Annotated in this window: 19 protein-coding genes; 7 read left to right on the top strand and 12 right to left on the bottom strand. The window is 51.0% G+C overall.

The features are described 5' to 3' along the window. Position 1: 1 nt before the first annotated feature. The 8 genes from IPM28_06905 to IPM28_06870 all read right to left on the bottom strand — a co-directional run bounded on the left by IPM28_06905 (position 2) and on the right by IPM28_06870 (position 11,406). The gene (locus IPM28_06905; protein ID MBK9172722.1) at positions 2 to 3,280 is read right to left on the bottom strand and encodes a TonB-dependent receptor; all 3,279 of its coding nucleotides are present in this window, start codon (positions 3,278 to 3,280) and stop codon (positions 2 to 4) included. 245 nt (positions 3,281 to 3,525) lie between these two features. Continuing rightward, complete coding sequence (locus tag IPM28_06900) at positions 3,526 to 4,170, bottom strand: class I SAM-dependent methyltransferase (GenBank protein ID MBK9172721.1); 645 nt, start codon at positions 4,168 to 4,170, stop codon at positions 3,526 to 3,528. Positions 4,171 to 4,182: 12 nt separating this feature from the next. Next, the gene (locus IPM28_06895) at positions 4,183 to 5,421 is read right to left on the bottom strand and encodes a BtaA family protein (protein ID MBK9172720.1); all 1,239 of its coding nucleotides are present in this window, start codon (positions 5,419 to 5,421) and stop codon (positions 4,183 to 4,185) included. A gap of 114 nt (positions 5,422 to 5,535) precedes the next feature. Continuing rightward, positions 5,536 to 6,636: an ABC transporter permease gene (locus tag IPM28_06890; protein ID MBK9172719.1), complete on the bottom strand. Its 1,101-nt coding sequence runs from the start codon at positions 6,634 to 6,636 to the stop codon at positions 5,536 to 5,538. Next, on the bottom strand, positions 6,629 to 7,993 hold the full coding sequence (locus IPM28_06885; GenBank protein ID MBK9172718.1) for a glycosyltransferase: 1,365 nt from the start codon (positions 7,991 to 7,993) through the stop codon (positions 6,629 to 6,631). Before IPM28_06885 ends, IPM28_06890 begins: the two co-directional genes overlap by 8 nt. Before the next feature lie 11 nt (positions 7,994 to 8,004). Continuing rightward, the gene (locus IPM28_06880) at positions 8,005 to 8,808 is read right to left on the bottom strand and encodes a hypothetical protein (protein MBK9172717.1); all 804 of its coding nucleotides are present in this window, start codon (positions 8,806 to 8,808) and stop codon (positions 8,005 to 8,007) included. A gap of 59 nt (positions 8,809 to 8,867) precedes the next feature. Continuing rightward, a complete protein-coding gene (locus tag IPM28_06875; protein ID MBK9172716.1) occupies positions 8,868 to 10,079 on the bottom strand; it encodes a glycosyltransferase in 1,212 nt (403 codons plus the stop codon). A 100-nt stretch (positions 10,080 to 10,179) separates the two neighbouring features. Continuing rightward, a complete protein-coding gene (locus IPM28_06870; protein ID MBK9172715.1) occupies positions 10,180 to 11,406 on the bottom strand; it encodes a hypothetical protein in 1,227 nt (408 codons plus the stop codon). A 223-nt stretch (positions 11,407 to 11,629) separates the two neighbouring features. Between IPM28_06870 and IPM28_06865 the strand changes: the two genes are divergently transcribed. The 6 genes from IPM28_06865 (at position 11,630) to IPM28_06840 (ending at position 23,112) form a co-directional block, all read left to right on the top strand. Continuing rightward, entirely contained in the window at positions 11,630 to 13,495 is a 1,866-nt protein-coding gene (locus IPM28_06865) for a hypothetical protein (GenBank protein ID MBK9172714.1), read from the top strand. 134 nt (positions 13,496 to 13,629) lie between these two features. Further along, the gene (locus IPM28_06860; protein MBK9172713.1) at positions 13,630 to 16,191 is read left to right on the top strand and encodes a carbohydrate binding family 9 domain-containing protein; all 2,562 of its coding nucleotides are present in this window, start codon (positions 13,630 to 13,632) and stop codon (positions 16,189 to 16,191) included. Positions 16,192 to 16,355: 164 nt separating this feature from the next. Further along, entirely contained in the window at positions 16,356 to 17,444 is a 1,089-nt protein-coding gene (locus IPM28_06855; protein MBK9172712.1) for a hypothetical protein, read from the top strand. Positions 17,445 to 17,733: 289 nt separating this feature from the next. Beyond that, on the top strand, positions 17,734 to 18,870 hold the full coding sequence (locus IPM28_06850) for a citrate synthase (GenBank protein ID MBK9172711.1): 1,137 nt from the start codon (positions 17,734 to 17,736) through the stop codon (positions 18,868 to 18,870). A 193-nt stretch (positions 18,871 to 19,063) separates the two neighbouring features. Beyond that, positions 19,064 to 21,184 carry a S9 family peptidase gene (locus IPM28_06845; protein ID MBK9172710.1) on the top strand — a complete coding sequence of 707 codons (2,121 nt, stop codon included), beginning with the start codon at positions 19,064 to 19,066 and terminating at the stop codon, positions 21,182 to 21,184. Positions 21,185 to 21,408: 224 nt separating this feature from the next. Next, a complete protein-coding gene (locus IPM28_06840; protein MBK9172709.1) occupies positions 21,409 to 23,112 on the top strand; it encodes an EAL domain-containing protein in 1,704 nt (567 codons plus the stop codon). 24 nt (positions 23,113 to 23,136) lie between these two features. On the opposite strand, the gene gatA is transcribed toward IPM28_06840, so the two are convergent. Genes gatA through IPM28_06820 form a run of 4 tightly spaced genes read right to left on the bottom strand, consistent with a single transcriptional unit; the run spans position 23,137 to position 25,718 of the window. Next, the gene (gene gatA / locus IPM28_06835) at positions 23,137 to 24,540 is read right to left on the bottom strand and encodes an Asp-tRNA(Asn)/Glu-tRNA(Gln) amidotransferase subunit GatA (protein MBK9172708.1); all 1,404 of its coding nucleotides are present in this window, start codon (positions 24,538 to 24,540) and stop codon (positions 23,137 to 23,139) included. Next, complete coding sequence (locus IPM28_06830; GenBank protein ID MBK9172707.1) at positions 24,540 to 25,007, bottom strand: hypothetical protein; 468 nt, start codon at positions 25,005 to 25,007, stop codon at positions 24,540 to 24,542. The genes gatA and IPM28_06830 overlap by 1 nt, the downstream gene beginning before the upstream one ends. Next, the gene (gene gatC, locus IPM28_06825) at positions 25,007 to 25,288 is read right to left on the bottom strand and encodes an Asp-tRNA(Asn)/Glu-tRNA(Gln) amidotransferase subunit GatC (GenBank protein ID MBK9172706.1); all 282 of its coding nucleotides are present in this window, start codon (positions 25,286 to 25,288) and stop codon (positions 25,007 to 25,009) included. Before gatC ends, IPM28_06830 begins: the two co-directional genes overlap by 1 nt. After that, positions 25,275 to 25,718, bottom strand: coding sequence for a DUF721 domain-containing protein (locus IPM28_06820; protein ID MBK9172705.1), 444 nt, complete (start codon positions 25,716 to 25,718; stop codon positions 25,275 to 25,277). Before IPM28_06820 ends, gatC begins: the two co-directional genes overlap by 14 nt. Positions 25,719 to 25,788: 70 nt before the next feature. Here IPM28_06820 and maf point away from each other — a divergent pair, with 70 nt between their 5' ends. Further along, on the top strand, positions 25,789 to 26,373 hold the full coding sequence (gene maf, locus IPM28_06815) for a septum formation protein Maf (GenBank protein ID MBK9172704.1): 585 nt from the start codon (positions 25,789 to 25,791) through the stop codon (positions 26,371 to 26,373). Positions 26,374 to 26,397: the final 24 nt, after the last annotated feature.

Below are 26,397 nucleotides of genomic sequence, written 5' to 3'. Positions count from 1 at the left end.
CTTAGAACACGAGACGTGCGCCCAACTGAATTCGACGGTTACCGCCGTTGGTGGCTCCCTCATTGAGGAAGTTGGCACCGGCTGTAATGGTCGCATTCGGGATGCCGTAATTACGCAGGTTGAACGCATTGAACATATCCGCACGGATCTGTACGCGTACGCTCTCGGTGATCCGTGTATTCTTGATAATGCCAAAATCGACATTCTTTATGCCGTCGGCGCGAAGAATGTTCCTTCCTGCATTACCTACACGTTGACCTGCCGCCAAAGCACTGAAGAGCGATGCACCGCCGGCCGCACGGATCTCTTTGACCGACATTCTCGAAAGATCGAGCGTGGTGTTCAAATTCGGCCGGATCGGGTTGCCCACGAGGCCGTCAATACCGCAAACCGCACATGCCGGATCTGAGCCGAGAAATACGGTAAAAGGAGCACCGCTCTGGAACGTGAAGAGCGAATTTACCTGCCATCCGCCCAATACCTTTCCTACAAAACCGTCTTGTGAACGATAGAAAGGCAGCTCGTAGACAAAGTTGCCCGTAAAGCGATGCGGGCGGTCATAGCTCGAGCGGCCACGATCGGCACGTCGGTTGAACGAATCCTGCGCAACAGCGACCTCAGCCGAAGACGGATTGAAGATCTCAGAACCGTCATCGATGAAAGTACTCCAGGTGTAGTGGACACCGGCACTGAAGTTGTTGCTTAAGCGCTTGTCCAAACTGACCTGCATTGCATCGTAGGTCGAACTTCCCGAGTTGGTCCTCAGTCGGATCGTTTCGAGGTTAGGATTGACTCGATTGCCAAAGTTGGGGTTGGCACCAACTGTTCGGCAAATAAGACCCGGCCGGCAGGGATTGCCGTCGACGGTCTGGAATAAACCAGTACCGCGCGTTCTCACGTACCCGATCTTGAAGACGGTATCACGGGTCAATTCTCGTTGAAACTCAAGCGAAAACTGATCGGAAGCCGGAGCACGAAAATCATCGGACACTACCGTACGCACAAGCGTATTTGGCTGCCCGACATTTGGTACTGTCGTATTCCGAAGGTTGACGAAGGCTCCGACCGTGTTCACGTTTTGAGCCGCTACAAATGGGAACGAACTCGCAACGTTCAAATTGATGTTGATGAAACTGGCGTCATACGAACGGGCATAACCGCCGCGAATAACAAGCTTATCGCCGCCGGTGATAAAGCCCATTATGCCTTTACCGCTTGTTCGCGGATTCCAGTTGAACCCGATGCGCGGCATCCAGTTGTCGGTATCGGTTTCAGGCACCGGATTAAGGCGAAATGCCGAATTGCCCCCGTTTGCGGCAAGGATTCTCTCATTCAGATCCTTCAGATAACTGAATGAATCGCCCGGATATTCATATCGAATTCCATAGGTGAGGGTGAAATTCGGTGCCACCTTCCATTCGTCCTGCGCGAAGAAATAGTACTCATACCAACGGTAAAATCCGATCGTATCGCCGCCCGCAAGCGGAAGGTTGATCGTCGCGGTTTGAGCTATATCATCGATGAAGTTCTGAATGTTGACCGGCTGTCCTACGGGTGAACTGTAAACTAGTCGACCGCGGACCGTCGGGAAGAAAAAGCTCTTGACGTCCGAACGTCGGAGGTCCACGCCAAATTTGAACGTGTGATTCCCCGTCATATATGTAAGAGCATCGGTTATCTGATACGTATCGTTGATACGAAATTGCGGGAGGTTCACCGCCAGTCCGATCGCAGTTCGGTTTGCCGCGGCGTTGAACCCATTCAATCCCAGACCTGGGATCTCAAGCGAAGGAATGGATTCCGAACTTGGATCTTCTGCACCCGTGATCGAGTCGAAACGCGACCACGCGATCCTTGCTTCGTTGGATGTCCGGCTGTTAAGGATCGAGTTCCAGACCAGGTTCGCCGCTTTCGTCTTGGTATCGTTGATGGTTGTAAGTCCGGGAGGGGTTACCTGACCTGTACCGGCGGTCGACTGATAATCATATCGATATCGGCCATAGATCAAATTCTTATCGTTGAATCTGTGATCGATGCGGAATGATCCCTGGTCGTCATCAAATGTAAATGACGATGAACCGGTCAGGTTGCCAAGCGGGACAAGATATGTATTTCCGCCGAGAGTAAATGTTGCATTCGTTCCGTTCGGCGTACCCGCGGGAACGAAATTAAGCAAAGCCTGCACTTGCGGACGGCTGCCCGCAACACTCGAGAGGATCTGGCGGCCAGCTTCTGTGGGAGCCCCGCTCAATGTGAAACCTGAGCCGAGAGCCCGATCCGTCCAACGCTGATAGTCAACGAAAAAGAAGGTTCGGTCTCTCCCGCTCCAGAAGAACGGGTCGTCACCGCCACCTGGCCACGGGAACATCACCGGGCCACCGACCGTGAAACCAAGTTGATTCTCGTTTCGCCTGGGCGGGCTTGTGCGCGCGGGGTCGGTCGCATTTGGATTACAAAAACCGGCTGCTTTGTCGAGATTGCTGCACGAATTTAGCGTCTGGTTGTTATGAAACCAGAACGCGGAGCCCCGGAAATCGTTGGTGCCGGATTTTCCGATGAAATTGACTACTGAGCCCGAATTTCGTCCATATTCGGGGAGGAACTGGTTGGTAACAATACGAACTTCCTGAATCGCATCAGGATTGTTCAAGGCAACTTGCCCGCCGGCGACGCTCGGGTCGTTGGTGTCCTGTCCGTCGATCAAAAAGCTGTTAGATCGAAGCCGGCCACCATTCGAAGAAAAGCTGATGCCGTTAGCAAAGCCGGTCTGACCGCTTCCGAGTTGACTGACGCCCGGAACCGAAAGAAGCACGTTAAAAACGCTGCGATTCGGTGCGATCGGCAGCTCGGACAAACGCCGTTCGTCAAAGCGAGTCGCGACCTCAGCTGTTGTGGTGTTAAGAAGTGAAGCGTTTTCGGTGACCGTTACGACCTCTTCAACTCCACCCGGTTTCAGGCTAGGGTTAACGACAGCATTCTGATTTACAACAAGTTGGATGCCGGTTTGAACCAATTTCGCGAAATTGCCGGCTTCGACCGTCAGCTCGTACGGACCTGTTGGGATATTCGTAAAGCTGAATCGGCCGTCCGAACCAGAGGTTGCGGTGCGAGCAAATCCAGTTTCAGCGTTTTTGATGCTGACTGTGGCACCAGCCACCACAGCTCCGGCTTGATCACTAACGGTTCCCGAGATCGTTCCTGTCGATGTTTGGCCGAAGCTAAGTGTTACGAGGCCGACCAACAGGATCGAGATCGGTACAATTCTGAAAAGTCTTCTCATTTTGCCCTCCATTTGAATCGTCTAAACAAAAGCCGCTTTCATTGTTTGAAAGATCAGAACAACGTAAACAATGAATTAGCGTAACTTGCTGGACAAATTAGCAAAAGTCGTACCAATACTTAACTGTTGCACATAAATAAGTTAAATAGGCTCATTCACGAATTTGTAACAATAATTTGATGTCTTTTCCAAAAAAATGGAGATTAGCGAAGGCCAATTATGAATGGACAGGACGGAATGCAGGGCTAGCGAACCTGTATGGACGCTATGAACGAGTTGCGGTTGAAAAGAGGTCTTATCGAGACACCAAAGCGCCCGTCGGTTTCGAGCGAATCGAGAAAAGGCATCAGATCTTCCCAGAATTGCACGTTAAATTTTATCAGCCACCATTTGAGGAGTTTCTGAAAGAGACGCGGAAGGCCCTCAAAGTCGTAGAAATCTACTATGTAAAGTCGACCGCCTGAAGGGAGGTTGCGCAGGGAGTTTTCGATCGCGTTCCGCCACGAGGGGATCATTGAGATCGAGTACGAAAAAAATATCTTACCAAACGGCTCATTCAAGGCGAACGTTTTTTGATGTTCGAAATCATCAGCGAGAGCAGTTCGGAGCGTGATTGTGGGTACCCGGGATGCAGCGATCTTCGATCGCGCCGTTTGGAGCATCGCTGCTGAAGCATCGAGACCATAAAATGATGCCGACGGATATCTCTTTGCTAGTATGATCAGATTTCTTGCCGTTCCGCAGCCAACCTCGAGAACGCTCTCGTCCGGATTTATTTCCATCTCGTCCAGAAGCCGGTCTCTACCAAGCAAATAGTATTTGCGGGTCGCGTCGTAGAAGTACCGTTGAAGCCGATACATCCGATCCATCGTTTTGAAGGCATCGTCCATTTGAATTAACCTTCAGGCCAGAAATTCGTATAAATGAAAGCCGCCATAGATCGACGCTCGGTCGCTCTTGAAAAGTCTAGCCGAAGTTTCTCCGTCGTATTGGAATCTACTACGCAGTTCATTGGGCAGCGAGGATTCGACTGGTGAGGCGGAACCGGCCGTTCGAAAAATGACCCGTGCACCTGGTTTCGATCTTTCAGCGATGGCGGCCCACAGTTCGGCCACTTGTTCGGAATTCATCCAATCCTGGGCGTCGAGCAGAACAAACCGATTGAATGTCCCAAGGGGACTATTGACGATCTCGTCAGTTGCGCTGCCAACCTTGGATGTCAGCCGACCAATATTTGACCGCAGCACTTCGAAATTCGCTTCTTTCAAATATTCCGGTATTGCCTGTCTTTTTTCTGTGTCGTAGATCCTTCCGAACGCCTGCCATGCGAAGTAGTTCTCAGTGATCGGAAAATCGCAGGCGAGCCGCTTTGCTCGTTCGCGATAGATGTCGATAACACTGCCGTTCTCGGACAGATCTTTTTTCAGCTCTTCATACTGCTGCGGCGGTATTCCGAGTCCAAACATCGTGACTGGCAATTTGCCAACGGTTCTGATGATAAGGCTGTCGAAGAAAGGATCGATGTGTTCGGCAAAGAGCTGCTGTTGTTCGTCGAGGTTTCGGGCCTCGAGAACGGCTTCCGGACGACATCCAAGCAGCCGGGCAAGTCGATGAAAAAACCTGAGAAAATAACCGTTTCTCGAATGTTCGTAAAGACCGTCATTTCGAAAGAAGCTGATCCTGTCACCAAAAAGAATGCTTCCCCCAAGTGTGTTCGATTCCCAAAAACTTCGAGTTCTGCGATCCAGGTTGTTCGCGATGTATTTGATGTAATTGGCTTGAGTGTCTGGTCCTTTACCCGTACCAAAGAATTCGAAATACTCCGAGTATCCAGGCATGAATCTACAAGCCGCGATCTTTAGGTTGAGCAGATATATGTGATTTTGATTAAGATCGACGGCAGTAACATGCTCAGGCGATTCAAGCAGGTAATTCAGCGCGTTACAGCCGCCTGACGAGATCGTTAGTATCCTAGAATCTTCATCGATCCGAAGTGCTTCAATATCGACTCGCGGATCCTCCCAGATCTGGTTATAGACGAAGGCGTCGAACCATGCGGCGAAGAGTCGCTGCAGCATTCCCTCTTTTGATGTGAGATGTTTGTTCTGAACCGCTGTACGAATTGTGGTCTCGGGTTTCATTCTGAGGAGATCGCCATCGATATGTAAACGTGCATGAATGTGCAAGTTTGTCGGCCCGAGCGGAAATCTGCATCACAGTGAAGTTAAGACTGTGTGAACAAAAAAGGACTTTGGCTATTCGTTTGCCATCACTTCTACCGGATCAATATCGGATGCTCTCCAGGCAGGATAAAGCGCACCGATAAGGCTGCCGACGATCGCGATCAAGATCGCTGTTATGACCCAACCCGCACTGAATTCGATCGAGAGCTCATATCCGCGACCGATCGCCTCAGCTGCCAACAATGCGATCAGAAGTCCGAAAACGACCCCAAGCACGCCGATCAATAATGCCTCGCCTTCGATCGTCTTGATGATGAATCCCTTTGACGCTCCGAGCGATTTTAAGATCCCGATCTCTTTTCGTCGTTCCGTGACCGTTGTATACATCGATAACAAAACAAAGATGGTGCTGACGAATGCTCCTAAGCCAACCAGAACGCGCAGGAGCGTATTCAACCCGGGGATACGCTGCTGTGCATCGATAACAAAATCGCTAGTAAGATTTACCTTGTTTCCGGGCAATTCCTGATTTATGCGCGCGGCGACGGCGTTGACGTCAGCGTCATCATGCACCTTGACGAGAATGTATGTACACCTGCCTTCCGATTCGAGCACGCGCTGGAGAGCGCCTAGCGACATCTTAATGCGTGAGCCAGACGGTGGCGAAAAAACGCCCACTACCTTGTAGGACTTGCCGCCAAAGAGCTCGACCGGGTCACCGACCTTAAGACCGTCGTCCCTCATCTGTCGCTCATCAAAGATCACCTCGTCGTCCGCCCGAACCGGGCGGCCTGCAAGGATCTGCATATCGTTCATTGCCGCAAACGGTTCCCAATCGACGCCATCGATCTGCTGGATACCCCAACGACCCTTTGTGCTTGCAGTGATATAACGATAAACAGGAACCGTCGATTTGACACCCTCGATTCGAAGAAGCCTTTCGGCATAGGCCGTCTGCACGGGAGCGTTTGAACTATCAAGGCCCATTGCTCCCGGGCGCGTGAACACGATCTCGGCCTTCCAATTCGCCGCGCGTTTTGCCATTTCGTTGGTCATTCCGCGGGCTAAACCCGTAAACAGCACGACGAGGATAACGCCCAATGCGACCCCGACGACACTGATCAGTGTACGAAGCGGACGAACACGCAAATTTGCAAGTACGAGATCAATCATCCAAAAGCACAGTATAGTCGAACGAATGCGACGCCGCGACATCCGTGAAGAGTTCCGGTTCGGTGTGAAACACCTCGAAGATCCGGTCGTACGCATCAAAAAGCCGATCGGTCGCGATCTCTCTCGTATTTGCACGCGCGGTCGCGACCGCTTCAGTGACTTTCCTGAGCCTTTCCGGGTCATCGTCGAGCACCCTCAGTATTGCTTTCGCAAATGCGGGTCCGTTAGGTTCGGTCAGCCAGGCGTTCGATTCAGTTGCGTATGAGAGTATGCCGCCGGAGTTCGGTGCGACGGTCGGCACACCCGAGGCCATTGCCTCAAGAGGTGCGATCCCGAACGGTTCTTTCGGATTCGGGTGCACGAAAACATCAGCGTTCGCGTAAAAATCTGCAAGTGTCTTCTTTTCGAGGTGGCCGATCTGAATAATCCGGCCGTCTGCCTCGCGGGTCGATCGTTCGCGAAGTTCGTCACTCAGCGGTCCGGCACCGGCAACGATCAAACGGAAATCGCGTGTAGCATCTTTCGTCAACTCTTTCATCGTATCGACAAGAAGTCCGATGTTCTTTTCGGGCGAGATCCTGCCGGCGTACAACATGACGACCGAGCTTTCCGGGATCGAGGCTCGTCGACACATATCGACCCGAATCTTCTCCGATCTCCGGTCGGGTGTGAAAAGGACCGAGTCAACTCCCCTTGGACAAACGATGATGCGCTGACTTAGATCGATGCGAGGACTTTTCAGCCATTGCCAGCATTTGTTGAAAAAGAACTTCAAGCGGCGGTCGTTCGAGGCGGGTAAGGTTGACTGTCTGAACTCCTCGGCAGTGTACTCCGAGTTTGCTATGTGAAAATCGAAGCTCGGCATCAAATAATTGCCAACGATTCGCCGCGACAGCCATCGGCCGATCGATCCGCCGAGCAGGAACGATTCAACATTGTCATCCATTCGTTCGCATGAAAAGTGAACGAGTATGGGTCTTCCCAACCGTTTGAAATTATTCGTTCTGATCATTGCGCCGATCAAACTGAGCGTATATTTGTCGGTGACCTCGATTATGTCGGGCATCTCGGCCAATAATATCTTTCTGATCGGCGACTCTGATCTCATGTAATGCCAGGGCATCATCACTCGATATCGTTTGTCGAAAACAGGCGAATACTTGGCCGGAACGTAGTAGATCTTGGCGAATTCGTTGACCTCTTCGATGGTTTCGACCTCGCCCGGTACGATCAAACGAACGTGACGCTGGTGTCGGCCGGCGGCCGCTAATAGATTATTGAACGACGTGCTGATCCCACCAGAGTTCTTGTGGTAATAATTCGTAATGTGGACTGACTTGATATCTTGCGGCGTCACGGCGGAGTAGGTTAGTGTTTTCGCTTCCTCGAATATACGAACGACGACAGCGCAACAGCAATGACGAGGAGTATCATGCCGTCGACACCCCAGTATTTCAGGACAGCGAGTTCTCTTCCGTTCCCGTAGGTCCATGAAGCCTTGTTCGTGAATGCCCAGCAGATGAGCTGCGAAAAAATGCCAAAAGCACCGAGAGCGATCAGGGCGGCAAGGAACGCTCCGCGGCGAAGCATGAACGAGATCTCGTTCGGGATGAAGGCGAGGAAATGGAAAATGATCACCGGCAACCGCGAGAGGTCGCTCATCAACGATTTGCTTTCCGATTCACCGACGATCATGACGCCGCGCCGCATGGCGAAGAGGGTGAACAGGGCCGAAATGATCGAAAAGCAGATCGAACGAAGGATCGCGTCACCGGTCAGGTCCTGTGTTGATGTTAGAAAGCCGAAGATCGTCTGAAGAAGGAATTCAAGAACGTGACTGACGAGAGGGATCAATAGCAAGATCGCCAAAAGGGCCTTCCAGAAAGGCTCTACACGCCGAAACGATTGGATCAACGCACCTGCGACACCCGCAAATAAGAAACGGAAACTGAACTGAACAAGGGCCGCAGCGATCGCAAGTCGGAGCGTTTCCTTTCCGATCAAATAGGTGGCAAGAAAAATCGGTGCACGAACAATGCCGCTCAAGATGGCACCTTTGTAATTCCAAAGTCGGACGAACTGACCCGGGTCTTTCCAGAGTGACCGCAGGGCATCGCCGATCGTATTCGACGATGTTTCTACCGCAGTTTCTTCAAACGTGATCTCTTTCATAAATCCGACCCAACTCCGCTTCGGAGTGTCGAACAAAGGAAGCTGACTACTCCATTATCCTACCGTTCACCTGCCTTTTCTTCATTTATTCTCTTTCGCATTTCGGCAACGCGAATTGTCTCTTCATAGGCATCAAACACGCCTGCGAAGATCGTGTCCCAGGAACTCGAAAGGGCTCCGTCACGAGCCCGAATTCGCATTGCTTCAAGCTTGTCTTTGTCTTCCATCAATTCGATCGTGTATTTAAGAAAATCGTCGAAACCGGCGGCGATGAAGCCGGTTTCTCCGTGCGTCACGAGATATTTAGGCCCGCCTTTGTCCGAAACTATCGGCACAACACCCGATGCAGCGGCCTCTTGAGCTACGTTTCCGAACGCATCAGTTTCAGACGGGAATACGAAAATGTCCATGTTCGCGTATGCTTCTGACAGCTTTTCACCCGAGAGAAAACCAGTAAACTCAGCGTTCTTGAGATTTTTTTCAAGATACTCGCGCTCATTGCCTTCGCCGACGATCAGAAACTTGAATCCTTTCTTTCCGGCTTTGATCAACGCGTGTTCCAGTTCGACCAACAACCTGACATTCTTTTCCGCGCGAAGCCTACCGACGAACCCAAGTCGAATTATCTCATCATCAACCGTACGTTTTGACGGTGAGAACATCTCGGTATCGACGCCGCGGCCCATCAGACGAGAAACCCGGTGGGTTCCTTGGCCGAGAAGTTCGACAAGCTCTTGATTCGGAGCAAGTACGACCTTCGGCATCTTGTAATAAAGAACGGTCCCGTCGAGTATCTTCCGTTCGGCAAAATTCGAAATGCCGTTGACCATTTTGTCGGGCAAAAAGCGAAGCATTCTTCGCAATCGTTGTGCAGCAAACTCGTGTACGTTCGTGTGCCACGAGCCAAGTAGCGGGATCTGCAGTTTCCAGGCAAGATAAGAACCCATTATACCTACATCATTAAGTCCTGTGATGTGAATAATATCCGGGCGAAACTCAAGCAGCGCTCGTAAAACCTTATTCGTATGACGCTGAAACAATGGGTCGTAAGCTAGTTCCTCGTCGAGAGAGAACGAGATCGGAGAGCGTTTCAAGGCCAAATAATCAACACTGCCGTCCTTCCAGGCCTCTGACTTTGGTGCTGCATGGACAACAAGGAATGGACGATCGTTTCGCTTGGCGTAATCGACCAACCGCTTGCAGGTCATTGCCGCTCCGTTAACCTCGAGATACGAATCGGGGAAAAATGCAATTCTTAAAAGTTCGCTCACAAAAAATTGGCTCTTTAAAATATATAGGCGGCCCATGACCGCCATCTAATGATCCCTTTTATTCGGCACCGATCATGTGCCACAAAACGTATTATGCGAACTAAGAAGCCGGTTCCGAGGACAAACTGTGCGCGACCTCTTCGACATTCGGTATCTCAAATCGCGTTTCAGCCGCGTGTTTCGGCACACGGTCGCGTTTTTTGCGTGCAAGGCGGAAGACCGGCCTTACCTTTGGGCTGCCCAAAACTCCGAGTGTCCATATCGCCCATCGCAGCCACGTCGGTCCGCCACGCTGCCAGTGGACTGAAAGCTGGCGAAGTCCGTGACCGTCGCCGACGTCGAAATATACGCGGTCGAACCATCGCTGTCTGCCATCCGGAAATTCAGGGTAGTGGTTCAGTATCTCAGAGAAACTTTGCAGCTGCCGCGAGTGGATGGGATGCTCGTACTCCGGCATCAACACAACCTCGCTCCGTTTTTCGCCCCTGATCTCATCTACGAACTCATCAAACGTCGAGGCGTTGGTTAGATTGATCACCGTATTCGGTTTGCAGCCGTGTCGGTCACCGCCAGTGGCGATCGGCATTCCGAGGGACTCTGCCATTTCGATGACCGCCTTGTTTTCCGACCATGCACGGAAACCATTGATCTCGAATGCATGGATCCATTTTCCATGGACACGAATGAAGTCTTTCAGCAAAGCCTCATGCCGTTCCTTTCCAACAAGTTCGATATCCCATAGCGGGTGGTTCAGTATTACCAACACAGATGGGATCTCGTTGAGCATCGCGAACATCTCGGCGAGTTTCTCGTTCGTATGATTCTCGTCGATGAAGGTGTAATCAAGCAGTGTCTTGGTCAGTTCAACTGCTCGGGCCTTTGGCAGATTATGGACACCAACATGAAAATAGCCATACTCAAAAGGAACCGTCCATTCCATAGAGATCGGCGCGTGTGTATTCGGCTCGGTTTCATTGACCTTCAGCGTCGCATCAATGCTGTCATGGTCAGTCAATGAAACGATCGCATCAATTCCCGTATCGTTGATCTGCTTTTTCTCGATCTCGTAAACCGCATCAGGATTCATTGGTGGCGACCAATAGGCGCTAGAGAAGTCGATGCCCTTGCCTTCTTTTTTCAGGTAATTATCTCTTTCGCGTTTCCAGAACTGCGCAATTATCGGAAGCTTTTCGGCGTAGTGTGGAACGAAGTCGAGCATTTCCTTTGAATGCTCAGTATGACAATGGAGAGACACGCCGGTCTTCGCGCAAGCCGACAGCTGCGTAGGCTTTCGAAGAATGTGTAAACGCGTATTCTTTAGATTCATGATGATCTCCGTCCCAATCGCTGATCAAACACAGTAGGCTACCAAATCACACCTTATATGTAAATCTGTCAGATGTTGCAGGGCATACATATGTTGCAGCCATTATCGATCGGTAAATCAATGTCCGAATCTAACAAAAAAAATGTCACAAATAGTTTGGAGGCGGTGTTTTGTTTGCAGAAACGGGAGTTTTCCCAAATAGCAGTCATAACGGAGAAAAATAATGAGTTGGTTATATTCGATAGTTGTTGCCGGCCTATTCCTTGCATCTGGCGGCGATACGCCTGTCAGTCTGAACGAAAAAAACGCGGTCGCTGAACGTTCGTTGCAGGTGATTGCGGTTCACGACGTGACGGATAAGTTTGAAAAGACCTACACGCTGACCCCGAATGGCAAGGTCAGTGTCTCGAACATTAACGGGTCGATCGCTATCGAAGCATGGGATCGCGGCGAGGTAAGGCTGGAGGCTACTAAAGTTGCGGATTCGGCCGAGACGCTCAACGAAGTCGAAATAATCGTGACAGATCGCCCGGATTCGTTGAAGGTAGAGACCGATTATAAGGGCTGGAGATATGGCGACCGAAGCGATCGGAGCCGCACACGCAAGCTCGAGGTCCATTACAAACTCTCGGTCCCAAGGACTGCGGTCCTGAGCGCTATAGAGACGGTCAACGGATCGGTTACGGTCGCTAATTTCGTGAATTTCACAAAGGCATCAGCCGTGAATGGCAATGTAAACGCCTCGAACCTTCGGGGAAATGCCGAACTCTCAACCGTGAACGGGGAAGTCTCAGCAGCGTTCGAACGCGTTGAGGCCGGAAGCAGGATATCGCTTAACACAGTGAACGGCAGGGCTAACTTGACACTGCCTTCCGATGTCAACGCGACCATCAAGGCCGATTCCCTGAACGGCGTGATCGCCAATGACTTTGGCCTGCCGGTGAAGAAAGGAGAATACATCGGGCGAAATCTTCATGGCCGACTTGGTAATGGTGAGGCACAGGTGAGACTCAACAGCGTCAACGGCGGACTATCGATATTGCGGCAGAAAGATGGTCGAACCCAAAGTCCGGCGACGAATCTTCTGAAAGAGGGTGACGTCGGCGAAGTCGAAGCAGTCGATGAAGCCGCCTTGAATTCTGCTATTGCAAACCGTGCGATCGCTCGTGCAATGCGCGATTCAGAAAGATCAGCGGCCGTTGCGATGAAAGAGGCGCAGATCGCGATCTCAAAAGTGAAGCCAGAACTCGAAAAGATCCAGGCCACGATCGCCACTGATGAGATGAAGGCAAGCATCAAGGAAGGGATGGCAAAGCAAGCTGAAGTATTGGCCCAATTAGCAGAGATCAATTGGCGATCTTCGGCACCGACGATCAAAAGACGGACGAAGTCGTTCGAGGTCAACGGCACGCCGCGAGTTGTGGTCGAAGCGAACGGCTGCGATGTAATAATCCGTGGTGGCGCGCAGAAAGAAGTCCGATACGTTTTGAGCGAATCCGGCAACGCCAGGACAATGTCACCGGCGAATATTTCGGAAGAGCAGAATGGGCCTGAAATAACAATAAAGGTTTCAGGTGACGCATCGTCAGTCCGTAGCGGCGGTTTGTTCAATGCTGAACGGGTACGGCTCGAGATCTATTTGCCACGCGAATCGAACGTGAAAGTCACCTCTGACGGTGAGATCAGGCTGAGCGGAGTTTCCGGTACGCTCGATGTCAAAGGCTCGGATTCGCCGATCGACATAAGGGATTCGCAGGGAAAGCTGACTCTGGATGCTGATGACGGGCAGGTGAGGGTGATCGGCTTCAATGGTGAATTTGAATCGAATACGATAAACGCCAACGTATTTCTGGAGGGCGCTTTCGAACGCATATCGTCAAAGGCTGAAGACGGTGTCATCACATTGACGCTGCCTGATACCGCCAGCGCTTCACTTACTTCCAATAGTGAGATAGAGACTTTCAATATCGGTCCCGCACGTGAACGCTCGCGAACGCTCCGGCTCGGATCGGGCGACAAAAAATACGACTTCGAATTTGCAAACGGTAAACTACTGGTTCGCAGTGCCTCGGCTTTAGACATTTTTTGATCAGAGCAATGTGCGTGGGTCATTTAACCCACGCACATTTTAATTGAAACATTCTGACCGGAATAACGTTCTAGTCAGCAACGCATCGAACACTCAAGGGGTACCGAGACAATCTTCATATTTCAGGTGCATTCATGAAAAAGTTATACCCGTTGTTCGCGGTCCTTGTTCTCGCCTTTTCTTTGAACGCCCAACCCAGTGGAAACGGCAATGGGAACGGTGGTAACGGCAGTAAAGAAACTAGTTCGCCAGCAAAAAAGGAGTCCGCTCCGTCTGTTTCGACAACGGAAGTTCCTGCCCCGGCGAAAGGCTCAAAGATCGTCTTACCGCATGAGAAGTCGGTTCCGATCTCGATACCGAAAGTGGCCTTGGGAATCGTCATCGATGGCCGAATCGATGAAGAATCGTGGAAAAGTGCGGCAGTTTTCAAGGACTTCTACCAAACTTTTCCGGGCGATAACATAGCTCCGTCAAGGCCGACGGAGGCATATCTCATGTACGACGAAAAGCACTTGTACATCGCATTCAAGTGCTTTGACGAAAAGGACAAGATCCGGGCAACCGTTGCCCGTCGAGACAACGTATTTGGCGAGGATAATGTCCGGGTCTGGCTGGATACCTACAACGATCAAAGGCGCGCCTACGTACTTGGGTTCAACCCGTTGGGCATTCAGCAAGACGGGATCTACACCGAGGGCCAGGGAGCTGATTTTTCGGTGGATATCGTAATGGAGTCGAAAGGGGTGATAGAAGATTGGGGATGGTCCGTTGAGGTCAAGATCCCATTCAAATCACTTCGCTATTCAGCTGGCAAGGGTAAGCTTTGGGGATTCAACGTCGCCCGCAATATAGACCGATTCAACGATGAATTCACTCAATGGCTCCCCGATGACCGTGATATTTCCGGGTTTTTGATCAAACACGGGAAGATAGGCGGTCTTGACGAGATCATTTACGAGCGAACGCTCGAGGTCGTTCCCAGTATTACCGTTTCCGAAACGGGCCGTCGTGTCAGAACGATTCCGAGATTTCAGCTAACGCCGGGGGCCATCGATCCAGGCCGATTTGTCAATGAGCCGATAAAACAGGACATCGGTGTAACACTTAAATATACGCTGTCGCCGAATATTACGCTTGACGCCGCTATCAATCCTGATTTTGCAGAGATCGAAGCAGATGCTCCGGTCGTCACCGCAAACCAGCGATTCCCGATCTTCTTTGAAGAGAAGCGGCCGTTCTTTCTTGAAGGCCAGGATATCTTCAATACACCGTTACGTGTGTTTCATTCGCGCACGATCGTTGATCCCGATCTTGCTGCCAAACTCACAGGTAAGGTGGGGAAAACCTCGTTCGGATTCCTTGTGGCTTCCGATAATGCGCCCGGAAACTATGATGAAGATGATCGGAACGATCCGTCCGTGAGGCCGCGAATAGACGAGTTTATCGATAAGAATTCGTTGTTTGCCGTCATCCGTGTCAAACGTGACTTCGGAAAAGCAAACAATATCGGATTTATGAGCACATTTCGGAGTTTTCCGGAACAGAAGAACCTTACTGCAGGCATCGACGGCAGACTCAAGCTCACTTCGAAACTCACCTCGACGTTTCAAGTACTTGGAACCACTACTCGGCGATGTTTCTTTGACCCGCGATTCGACCCGGACGCGGATCCAATTCAAACGGTCAAAAACAGGGAGATCTGTGGCGGTGGCACTTATGGCGGCGTGACCGTTCTGGGAAGTCCGTTCAATGAGTATCGAACCGGCAACGGTGTCGGCTATTATGCGAATCTTGATTATTCAGAGGACCGGCGTGGTTGGTTTGTGGAATTTGGTGGAAGAAGCAGCGATTACCATGCTGACGCCGGATTTACCCGACGAAAGAACACGAATTTTGCGTTTTTCTATAACCGGTTCAGCACAAAATCGGAACCCAAGAACAAAATAATCCGGCTGAGTTGGGCCCAATATTCTGGGGTCGATTATGACTGGAGCGGGAGGCTGCAACGCTTCAATTTGGGCAACAACGCCAATCTCAACCTTCAGCGAAACACCTATGTATTTCTAGAGGCCGGAATAGGCTACGAAAAACTCTATGAAGAAGAATTCGGTCTGAAGCGTATTCCGACTCGGTCCCAAGGGGCGTTTCAGGGCGAACCTACACGCGGTTCGTGGCAGCAATACGTTTCAGGCAATATCAACCAAACGCCTCACAAACGATTTAATTATGGTGCCTTTGTCGGGTTCATCAACAATTCGTTCGACTTCGACTTCGGGTCAAGCGGACAACTCGACCCGGGAACAGGACAACAATTCGACGCTGAACTATTTGCCGAGGTGAAGCCGGTCGATCCGTTACGGGTCTCTTTGAGCTACAGAAAGAGCAGGTTGGTACGCACCGACACGAGAAAACGTGCATTCGATGCCGATCTCGTTAGTCTGCGTTCCACTTTCCAATTTTCCAGGTTCGTATTCACCCGTATGCGCTTAGATTTTGATTCGACTCGAAACAACTACGCCGGACAGTTGCTTTTTGGCTGGACGCCCAGTCCGGGAACCGCGTTTTACGCCGGCTATAACGATAACGCGAATTACAATGGGTGGAGCCCGTTCACAGCGCAGCGTGAATACGGTTTCGAAAGAAACAGCCGAACATTTTTTATTAGAATGTCGTATCTGTTTCGAAAGAGCTTTTAGCGTGATTCCTCCTGAAGACGCTTAGGCAGCTGGCCCGATCGGCCCGCTGCCTTTTTTTGTTTCATACATTCGAAAAACTTCTTGTATTGAATTAAGTAATAGTGTATAAATCATAGCGGACAAACCATTTCTTCTAATCCACATGTAATATCAAAGGAGTCAAAATGAAGCTTACCAGGAGTTTTTTAGCTGTCCTCATCTGTTTATCTTTCGTGATCGTTGCGGACTTAACCCTTTCAGTACAGACAGTTTCGGCACAAGATACCAGAGCCGCGCTGCAGCGGGGATATCGGACCGGATACTCCGATGGGTATATGGCCGGTTACCGCGATTCGATCGATAACCTCGGAAAAGATCTTTCACGCCATACCGAGTATTCAGAGGCGAAACGTGCCTACAACACTGAATATGGTGCTCTTGAGGATTACAGTGACGGCTACAGGCAAGGCTTTGAACTCGGTTACGCCGCGGGATTCGACAAGCTCTCATTTGAATCGACGGTTCCGAGTACAATTTCTCGCCGAGGAGCAATTCCGACGCAAAACGTGGCGAATACCGAATCTGTTGAGCCCAAGCCAATATCTGGTGGCAACAAGGTAGAGACGCCACCGAGCCTGCCTGTGAACCAAGAGCCGGCGTCACCTTCGACCGCCGCAGCCTCAGACGTTCCGACAACAGTTCAAAAGGTAAGTTATTCGAACAATGGTGAGCCGATCATTGTCATTCCAAGGGACTTAGAGCTCATAGTCGAAATTCAGGAAGATCTGAATACCGAACAGAATCGAGAAGGCGACAAGTTTACTGCCAAGGTCATGTCTCCATTTGAGCTCGAAGGTGCGATCATTGAAGGACGGATCGACCGAATAACCAAGCCCGGCCGTATCAAGCGGCGGTCTGAGATGTTGCTATCTTTTGACAGGATCGTATTGTCTGACGAGCGTTGGGCCAACTTCGACGCGATCCTTACCGAGGTATTGCCGATCAAGGGCGATAATGTTCGGATGGTCGATACCGAAGGCACAGCGATCGGAAAACGATCGATCAAAGATGATTCGATCAAGATCGGTGCTGCCACCGGAGCCGGTATCGGTATCGGTGCGATCGCAGCGGGACCGGTCGGTGCCGCGGTTGGAGCGGGTGTCGGTGCCGCTTTCGGCGTTGGCGCGGTCGTTATCGAACGCGGCAAACATATTCGCCTTAATAAGAATCAGCAACTTCGTATTCGAACGGCATTCGAGACCAAGATCCGGTGATAGAAAACCGGACCTAAAGCATTTACCAATTTACTCCGCATCTTAGTACAACGACTGTTTCCTCCTTTGGGTCGTTGCCTTTGATGTGGAGTTTTTTTTCGCAGGGTGCATTCTTCCGGCAACGCACCCGCGTGTTGATGATCTCCCACAATTCGTTCCTCAGATCCGAACAGCTGCAGTCGAACGACGGCTATATTTCCGAAACACGGAACTTGTTAATACAGCTTCTGTTCGATAAAATCGAGGAAATCCATTTCAACTAAATTATTGAGAACGAGATTATAAAACAATGAGTACAGCAACAGAATCGACAGCAGCAGCAGGACTTAGAGGCGTGGTGGCTGCACAGAGTTCGATAGGCGACGTTGATGGCGTGAACGGTGTTCTGATCTATCAGGGTTACGATATTCATGATCTTGCCGAAAATTCGACGTTCGAAGAGGTGGTGTTCCTTCTCTGGAACGGACGCTTGCCGAAGGGGTCCGAACTGGAAGCTCTGAGATCGCAGTTCCGGGCAAATTACAATGTGCCTTCGGCGGTCATCGACATGATGAAGACTTTTCCGAAGGAATCCGATCCGATGGATGTTCTGCGGACGTCAGTTTCATCTCTCGATTTTTACGACAAGGACGGACATGGAACCGATCGAGAGCGTGCAACCCGGGCAGCGATCAGGATCACCGGACAGATCGGCACAATCGCAGCCGCTTGGGATCGGATCCGCCGCGACCTTGAGGTTGTCGAACCTGACACGAGCCTTGGGATCGCCGAGAACTTTCTCTATATGCTTCGCGGCGAGCGGGCTGATGCGGAAGAGGCACGGATGTTCGACGTGGCGTTGATCCTTCATGCCGACCATGAGTTGAATGCTTCGACCTTCACGACGCGTGTCGTCTCGGGGACGCTTGCCGGCATGTACGGAGCAGTGACTGCCGGGATCGCGGCGCTGGCTGGCCCGCTTCACGGCGGTGCGAATACCAACGTAATGAAGATGCTCATCGAGATCGGCGAACTCGACAAGGTCGAGGCGTGGATCGAAAAGGCTCTGGAAGAAAAGCGTAAGATCATGGGTATCGGTCATGCCGTTTACAAGACCGAAGATCCCCGGGCGACCTGGCTGCGTAAATACTCTAAGCAAATGGCGGACAAGACGGGTGTTTCGAAGTGGTTCGAGATGTCGCAGCTAATCGAAAAGCTGATGCACGAAAAGAAAGGCATGTTTCCCAATGTCGATTTTTATTCTGCCTCAACATATTATTTGATGGGCATTCCGCTTGACCTGTTTACGCCGATATTTGCCGTTAGCCGTATTTCGGGCTGGACGGGCCATATTCTTGAACAATACGCTGACAACAAGCTCATTCGGCCGCGAGCAGAATATGTCGGGCCGCGGGGCCTTAAATACGTTCCTATCGCTGAGAGGTAGACAAAAAGAATTGGTAACAATTTCGAAAATGGAGAACGGGAAATAAACCTGTTCTCCATTTTTCGCTTTTGCCGATTGGTTTGCGGCGAAAGTGAATCGTACCGTGCCGGTTTCGAAACAATCGAGCAACAAGTTACGTAAAAAGGATATTAGACGACACTTGATTCCACGAGCCATAATAAGGAGTAACAAGATGAAAAGACTGCTGTCTGTTGCGACATTAGCTATCATTGCCTGTACGGGAACCGCCGCGCTGGCACAGAACGATATGAAACCACCTGTAGCGAAGAAGGATCCGAAAGTCCTCAAGATCCATGGTTACGAGATCACCGACAATTATGCGTGGCTGCGTGACCGGAACGAGAAAAAAAATCCAGAGATCATCAAATACCTTGAAGACGAAAATGCGTACGTCGAGGCACATATGGGCAAACACAAGCCATTTGTCGACGCGCTTTATAAAGAAATGCTCGGCCGGATCAAGCAAACCGACCTAAGCGTGCCGTATAAGCTCGGCAGATTTTGGTACTTTACAAGGGTTGAGGAAGGCAAGCAATACCCGACGTTTCTTCGCAGCAAAACGCAGGACGGCAAGGATGCCGAGATTTTGCTCGACCAAAATGAGATGGCGAAAGGATATACATATTTCTCGATCGGCGCATTTGAGCCGAGCGACGATGGAAATTTGCTTGCGTTTTCGACCGACACCACAGGATATCGACAGTACACTTTGCAGGTGAAGGATCTTCGCACGGGTGCGATCTTAAGGGACAAGATCGAGCGAGTCACGTCGATCGAATGGTCGAGTGACGGAAAGTACCTTTTCTTCGGGCAAGAGGATCCAGTTTCGAAGCGAACAGATAAGATCTTTAGGCATGAACTAGGTTCGGATAAGAACGATCTGGTGTTTGAAGATAAGGACGTTTTGTTCAACGTAGGAATTGGCCGCTCGCGAGATAGGAAGATGTTCTTCATTAATTCCGGTGCGGCGACGATGAACGAGTTTCGATATATGCTGGCTGACAATGCGCTCGGTGAATGGAGGGTCATTACTCCACGTCGTGAGGGCCACGAATACTCAGCGACCTTCAATAATGGCGAATTCTACATTGTCACGAACAAGGATGCCGAAAATTTCAAGGTGGTCCGAGCATCGGTTGCTGACCCCGGCGAGGCGAATTGGAAGGACTATATCCCGCACAATCCTGCGGTAAAGATAGAGGGGATCAGCTTCTTCAGGGATCACGCCGTTGTTTCCGAACTTGAGAACGGACTCGAATATCTTCGGGTGATGGACATGAAAACGCGTCGGGCGTCTGCCCGGATCGAAACGCCTGAAAGCGTCTATACGATGGGCCTTGCAAATAATCCTGAGTACGATACGCCGGTCATTCGGTATGGTTATTCTTCAATGATCACACCAAACACCACATTTGAGTTCGATTTTCGTACGCGACAAAGCAAGGCGATCAAGCAGCAAGAGATTCCAAGCGGATACGACAAGTCGCAGTATGAAACTGTACGGGTCTGGGCGGACGCCCGCGACGGGGTCAAAGTTCCGGTATCGATAATGATGAAAAAAGGAACCAAGCTCGACGGCAAATCGCCGATGTTGCTGTACGCCTATGGTTCCTACGGTGCGTCGATGACGCCGAATTTCTCGACGGCGAGGCTCTCGCTTGTCGATCGAGGGATGATTTACGCGATCGCTCATATTCGCGGCGGCAGCGAGCTTGGTGAAAAATGGCGGCAGGACGGACGCATGTTCAAAAAGATGAACACGTTCAACGATTTCGTCGACTGTTCGAAATGGCTGATCGCCAAGAACTATACCTCAACTGATCGGCTTGTGATACAGGGCGGTTCGGCGGGCGGGCTGTTGATGGGTGCTGTAATGAATCAAGCTCCGCATCTTTACAAGGCTGCGATAGTACAGGTGCCTTTCGTTGACGTCATGAATACGATGCTTGACGAGACTCTGCCTTTGACTACCGGCGAGTGGATCGAGTGGGGCAATCCGAACGAAAAAGAAGCCTGGGACTACATGATCCAGTATTCGCCGTATGAGAACATCAAAGCGCAGGCCTATCCTAATATGCTTATCGAGGTCTCATTGAACGATAGCCAGGTTCCGTACTGGGAAGGAGCAAAATACGCTGCCCGACTGCGTGAACTCAAGACCGATAAGAACATCGTGTTGCTGAAGACCAACATGGGCGCGGGACACGGTGGTTCGTCCGGACGGTACGACCGTCTTAAAGAAGTGGCCTTTGACTACGCTTATGCTTTGACGCAGGTCGGCATTACAAAATAACCGAAAACGTAGTGTCGGTTACCAGACGGGCTTCGAAAGAGGCCCGTTTTCTCGTTAGTTCTCCAACAATGGGAGGCGTTCTTCGATGAAGAAAACTATGGAATTTTGACGCCATTTCGGTTATCCTGTTTGCGTCGGGTCACTTTCGCCCGGCCATCAAGTTCGCCTTTCCAGTTTTCCCCGCCTGATTTTTCATTTCACATTTCTGGAAGTGTGTCCGCTCAATGGATAAGAAAGATAAGCTAATAAACCTGTATTTTCTGCTCCTGCTGCCATTGGGGCTGATCGCGCTTGTTTGTGCGATTCTTCTCGCACAACATCGCGACAACACCTCAGCGCTGTTGACTCTTTCTGTCGGCGTGGTCTGTTTCGGACTGATCGTACTTCGTCATTTTCGCTATGTCGGTGAGATAAAGGTAAAAGCCGCGAAGGCGGAGACTGCAGAACGCAATCGAGCAGAACAGGCTGAGATCCACGTAACCGAATTGGAACACTACGTAGCTGAACTCGAGCGGAGCAGCCAGATGCTTCGGGAGAGCCGCGAACGATTTCGTCATGCTGCATATCACGATTCACTCACCGGGCTCGCGAATCGCATCCAGTTCATCGAACATCTTAGATCCGAACTCGAAAAGACCCACGCCAACGCCGAAGGCAAGTTCGCCGTTCTCTTTCTGGATCTGAACCGGTTCAAAACGGTCAACGACAGTCTTGGCCATTCGGTCGGCGATAAACTCATTCTGGACGTTGCCGTCCGTCTTGCCGAGGCGGTTGGTGAAAAGGGAATGGTTAGCCGCTTTAGCGGCGATGAATTTGCGATCCTGATAGAGGATGTCGTGGACCCTCATGAATCCGTCCGATTTGCAGAATATATCAACGACAAGATCGCGGTTCCTTACAGCCTTGATGGAAGGCAGATCTTTACGACCGCAAGCATCGGAATCGTTTTCAGTCATCCACGGTACACCGATGCTGAGGATCTGCTCCGCGACGCTGATATTGCGATGTACTACGCCAAGCAGACTAATACTGGCCACGTAATATTTGACCAGATAATGCACGCACGTGCCGTCTGCCTTCTCGAACTTGAGACCGATCTCAGGCTCGCGGTCGAGAAAAGCGAATTCGAACTTTACTACCAGCCGCTCGTGAATCTCGATAATGTCGAGCTGATGGGATTCGAGGCTCTGGTGAGATGGAATCATCCAAGCCGCGGATTGATCACGCCGGGCGAATTCATTTCGATCGCCGAAACCACCGGACTGATAATTCCGATGACGGCGCAGCTGTTAAGAATGGCTTGCACCCAGGTCGTCGATTGGCAAAAACGAGGCTTGGCTCGTCCGTCAATGGTCGTGAGCGTAAATCTCTCTGCCGCCTATCTCGACCAGCCGGGAATCATCGATCAACTTCGTACGATCGTCTTTGAAACCGGGATTGCACCGGAGTGTCTCAAACTGGAGATCACTGAGAGCGCCGTCATGGAGAATGCCGAGAATGCTGTAAAGGTCCTGAATCGGATCAAGGAACTTGGCGTGAGGATCAGCATTGACGATTTTGGTACAGGGTATTCAAGCCTTAGCTACCTCCACCGCTTTCCGATTGACATGCTGAAGATCGACCGTTCGTTTGTTAGTTCGATGGAAGAGGGGTCGGAAAACGGCGAGATAGTCCGGACCGTGATCGCTCTTGCAAAAGCACTCAACTTAGGCGTTATTGCCGAAGGGATCGAGAGCATCCATCAGTTTCATCAGCTGCGAATTCTAGGCTGCGATTATGGGCAGGGCTACCTCTTCTCACGGCCCATACCTGTTGCCGAAGTGAACAAACTTCTCGAAGACCCGCACCGTTGGCAAAATATCTTGCCGGTGAACGATTTCGGCGTTATTGCTAGAAATCTTGAATACACCCAATTGCGGCTACAGTGATCTCGGTCAGAAAAACGTACGTCGCTATTCGGCAAAGATGTCCGGCTTTTCGCCCAGCGGAAATGCTGTTTCATATACCGACGCCATATTGAGCAGAACATCTTCGCTCCAAAAATTTCCAACAAGCTGAGCCCCGATCGGCAAGCCGTTTGATGAAAGTCCACAAGGTATGCTGATCGCCGGAACGCCGGCTAGGTTCGCCGAGACGGTATAGACATCGCTTAGATACATTGCTAAGGGGTCGCTCGATCGTTCTCCGATCTTAAAGGCGGTCGACGGCGACGTAGGCGTAATGATCACATCACACTTCTCGAATGCCGACATGTAATCCTGTTTAACGAGGGACCGGACGCGCTGGGCCTTCGAATAATATGCGTCATAATAACCGCTGGACAAAACGTAGGTTCCAAGCATTATTCGCCGTTTAACTTCCTCCCCAAAGCCTTCTTCACGGGTTCTCGAATACATTGCCCGAAGTTCGTGAGCACCTTCGGCCCTAAATCCGAAACGCACGCCGTCATAGCGGGCAAGATTAGAAGAAGCTTCGGCCGTCGCTATGATGTAATAAACGGCGATACCGTAACTGGCATGCGGAAGTTCGACGTCGACAACGCTTGCGCCGAGCGAGACGAAGTTTTCGATCGCTCGTTCGACCGATGATCTGACCTCGGGATCCAAACCATCCCCGAAGAGCGAGCGCGGGACACCGATCGTTTTCCCTGCAATTTCCGAGTCGATCGTGGATTCGTAGTCGGGGACGGCAACGTCCGCTGAAGTCGAATCGCGTTCATCACGTCCGGCGATCACGTGGAGTATCTTCGCGGCGTCGCGTGCGGTCTGGCCGAAAATGCCGATATTATCGAGCGACGACGCAAAAGCGACCAAGCCATACCTCGAAATACGGCCGTAGGTGGGTTTTAGGCCGATAATACCGCAGAGTGAAGCTGGCTGACGTACCGAACCGCCGGTTTCTGAACCAAGAGCAGCGCGTACAACACCCGAGGCGACTGCAACAGCAGAACCGCCCGAGCTGCCACCTGGAACACGGTCGACGTCCCATGGATTTCTGACAACACCGAACGCTGAATTTTCGTTGGACGAGCCCATTGCAAATTCATCCATGTTCGTTTTGCCGATAACGATAGCACCCGCCGCATGCAGTCTTTCTACCGCGGTCGCGTCGTAATGAGCTCGGTAACCCCGAAGGATGCGAGAGCCGCAGGATGTTTGGAGACCTTTTGTACAGATGTTGTCCTTAATGGCGATTCCATATCCGAAAAGCGGTCTTTGACCCTCATCCATTGCAAGCTTGCCTGCCGCTGCGAGCGATTGCTCCCGCTCGATCGAAAGAAATGAGTTAAGCGACTCATTCAGTCGCTCGGCGTTGTCAAGAGTGCGTTCGATGTTGGTTCGGATCATTCTGTTCATTAGTAAATGATGCGGTCGATAAGCCAATCGTCCGCGATCAACGCGGTTTCGACCTTTATTGCACGCTGTTCTGTTCGGGTATCGTCTCGCCAAAATAACAAGACTTCAAATGACGAGCGTCCCTCGCCGATCGTCTCACACTTGCCGACACGAAAGGCACGCGGCAAATCGGTATTGTTAGTCGTAAAAACGTCTGCGTCCGATACAGTATTTAGAAGCGAATTGTAATATGATGGCGTCAAAAATCGCTTCCTTGCCTCTAAACCACCTGCAGAGAAACGCATGTCATTGCCAAAATGGAATGAGTAGAATTCCCGAACAACCGATCTCGATGCGAGACATTCCGGAGTGTCGAGATTCGGGATATTGCACGAATACGCGCTGAACGCGATCAGGACCACGATGCCGATCGAGATCGGTCTCGACGAAAGACCCGACCGATGCTTTTGAAATACCGATCGACCCATCATAGAACCTTCGGGACCTGAAAATGTCCAGAGACTCCCGCCGGTGCTTCAGCAAGAGCCTCTGTTTGATCGAATGAAGGCAAAGGAACGTCGGCTCGGATCGTGTCCGTTCGCTCGCCTTCGAGTGTCAGACCGCCAAGCATCGGTTCAACGTTACTGGTGTCCAACTCTTTCAATTGCTCGACATACTTAACGATTTCAGCCATTTGAGGTGTGTAAAGTTCGACCTCGGCATCTGAAATCTCCAGGTGCGCAAGTTTAGCGATCTTACGGATGTCCATGTTTTTCCCTATACATCAGACTGCCTGCAGCAGCCAGCAAGAATGCCTTTCTGAACTCCTCGTTGCGGATCGAACGAGATGCTTCAAGTAAATCGGGCGTTAGAATCTCGTTATCCAAAAGCACGGAAACTATTTCGACGGTTCGTTTCTTTCTTTCTGCGAACGACTCCGGAATGACCAAGAACTCAATGTAAGTGACCACGCCGTCACCGACAAGAGCCGAAAGCCGTCGGATGTACTCCGGACCCAGCGAACTCAGCTGTTTACGCCAGGTTTCGTTTGCCACCGCAACCTGTAAGCGTGTTCCACGCAATTCGTGAGCGGTCGTGTGTGGCTTCATGTCGGCACCGGCGATCTTGGCCCACGCTGCAAAGACGATCGACCGTCGAAGGGCTTCGTTATCCGGAAGCACCTTTATTAATTCAGCCATTGTCTGAAACAATTCCTTCATTTGTCATCCGAGGACAATCAACTATCATCTTAAACGAGAACATATCTAAATGCTAAATACGAACGATTTGAAGGTCAGGCTGCCAAAATTGGTGCTTGCGTCTGGCAGCCCGCGTAGATCCGAGATACTCGCATCAGTTGGGTGGGAATTTGAAAAGGCAGTGCCCGATATCGATGAGAATGTGCTCGAGGGGGAATCGGCTGAACTTTATGTCGAACGACTGGCTCTAGCCAAGGCACAAGTAATTGCCGATAAGATGCCGGATTCCATCGTACTCGGCTCTGATACGACCGTCGTGGTCAACGGGAGGATCATCGGCAAACCGATCGATCTGGCCGATGCCCGTAAGATGATAGCGTCGCTTTCCGGAATATGGCACGAAGTTCTGACCGGCGTTGCGGTCGTTGGTCCGGGCAAGATAAGAACAGGGCTCCAAAGAACACACGTCAAGTTTGCGGTAATGTCCGACGAGGAGATCGACTTTCTCACCCAGATCGGCGATCCGTTAGACAAGGCCGGTGCGTATGCTGTGCAGGCACAGGCGGCACTTTTCATCGAAGGTATTGAGGGTGATTATTGGAATGTGGTAGGACTGCCGATCAACTTGGTCTATCGATTGGTGCTTGAAAGGTAATTCTATAGTGGCCCACAGTCAAAA

This window comes from Chloracidobacterium sp. (genome assembly GCA_016716305.1).
GTDB lineage: Bacteria > Acidobacteriota > Blastocatellia > Pyrinomonadales > Pyrinomonadaceae > OLB17.
The sequence above is the reverse complement of the archived record's forward strand: the minus strand, read 5'-3'. Positions and strand labels throughout refer to the sequence as shown.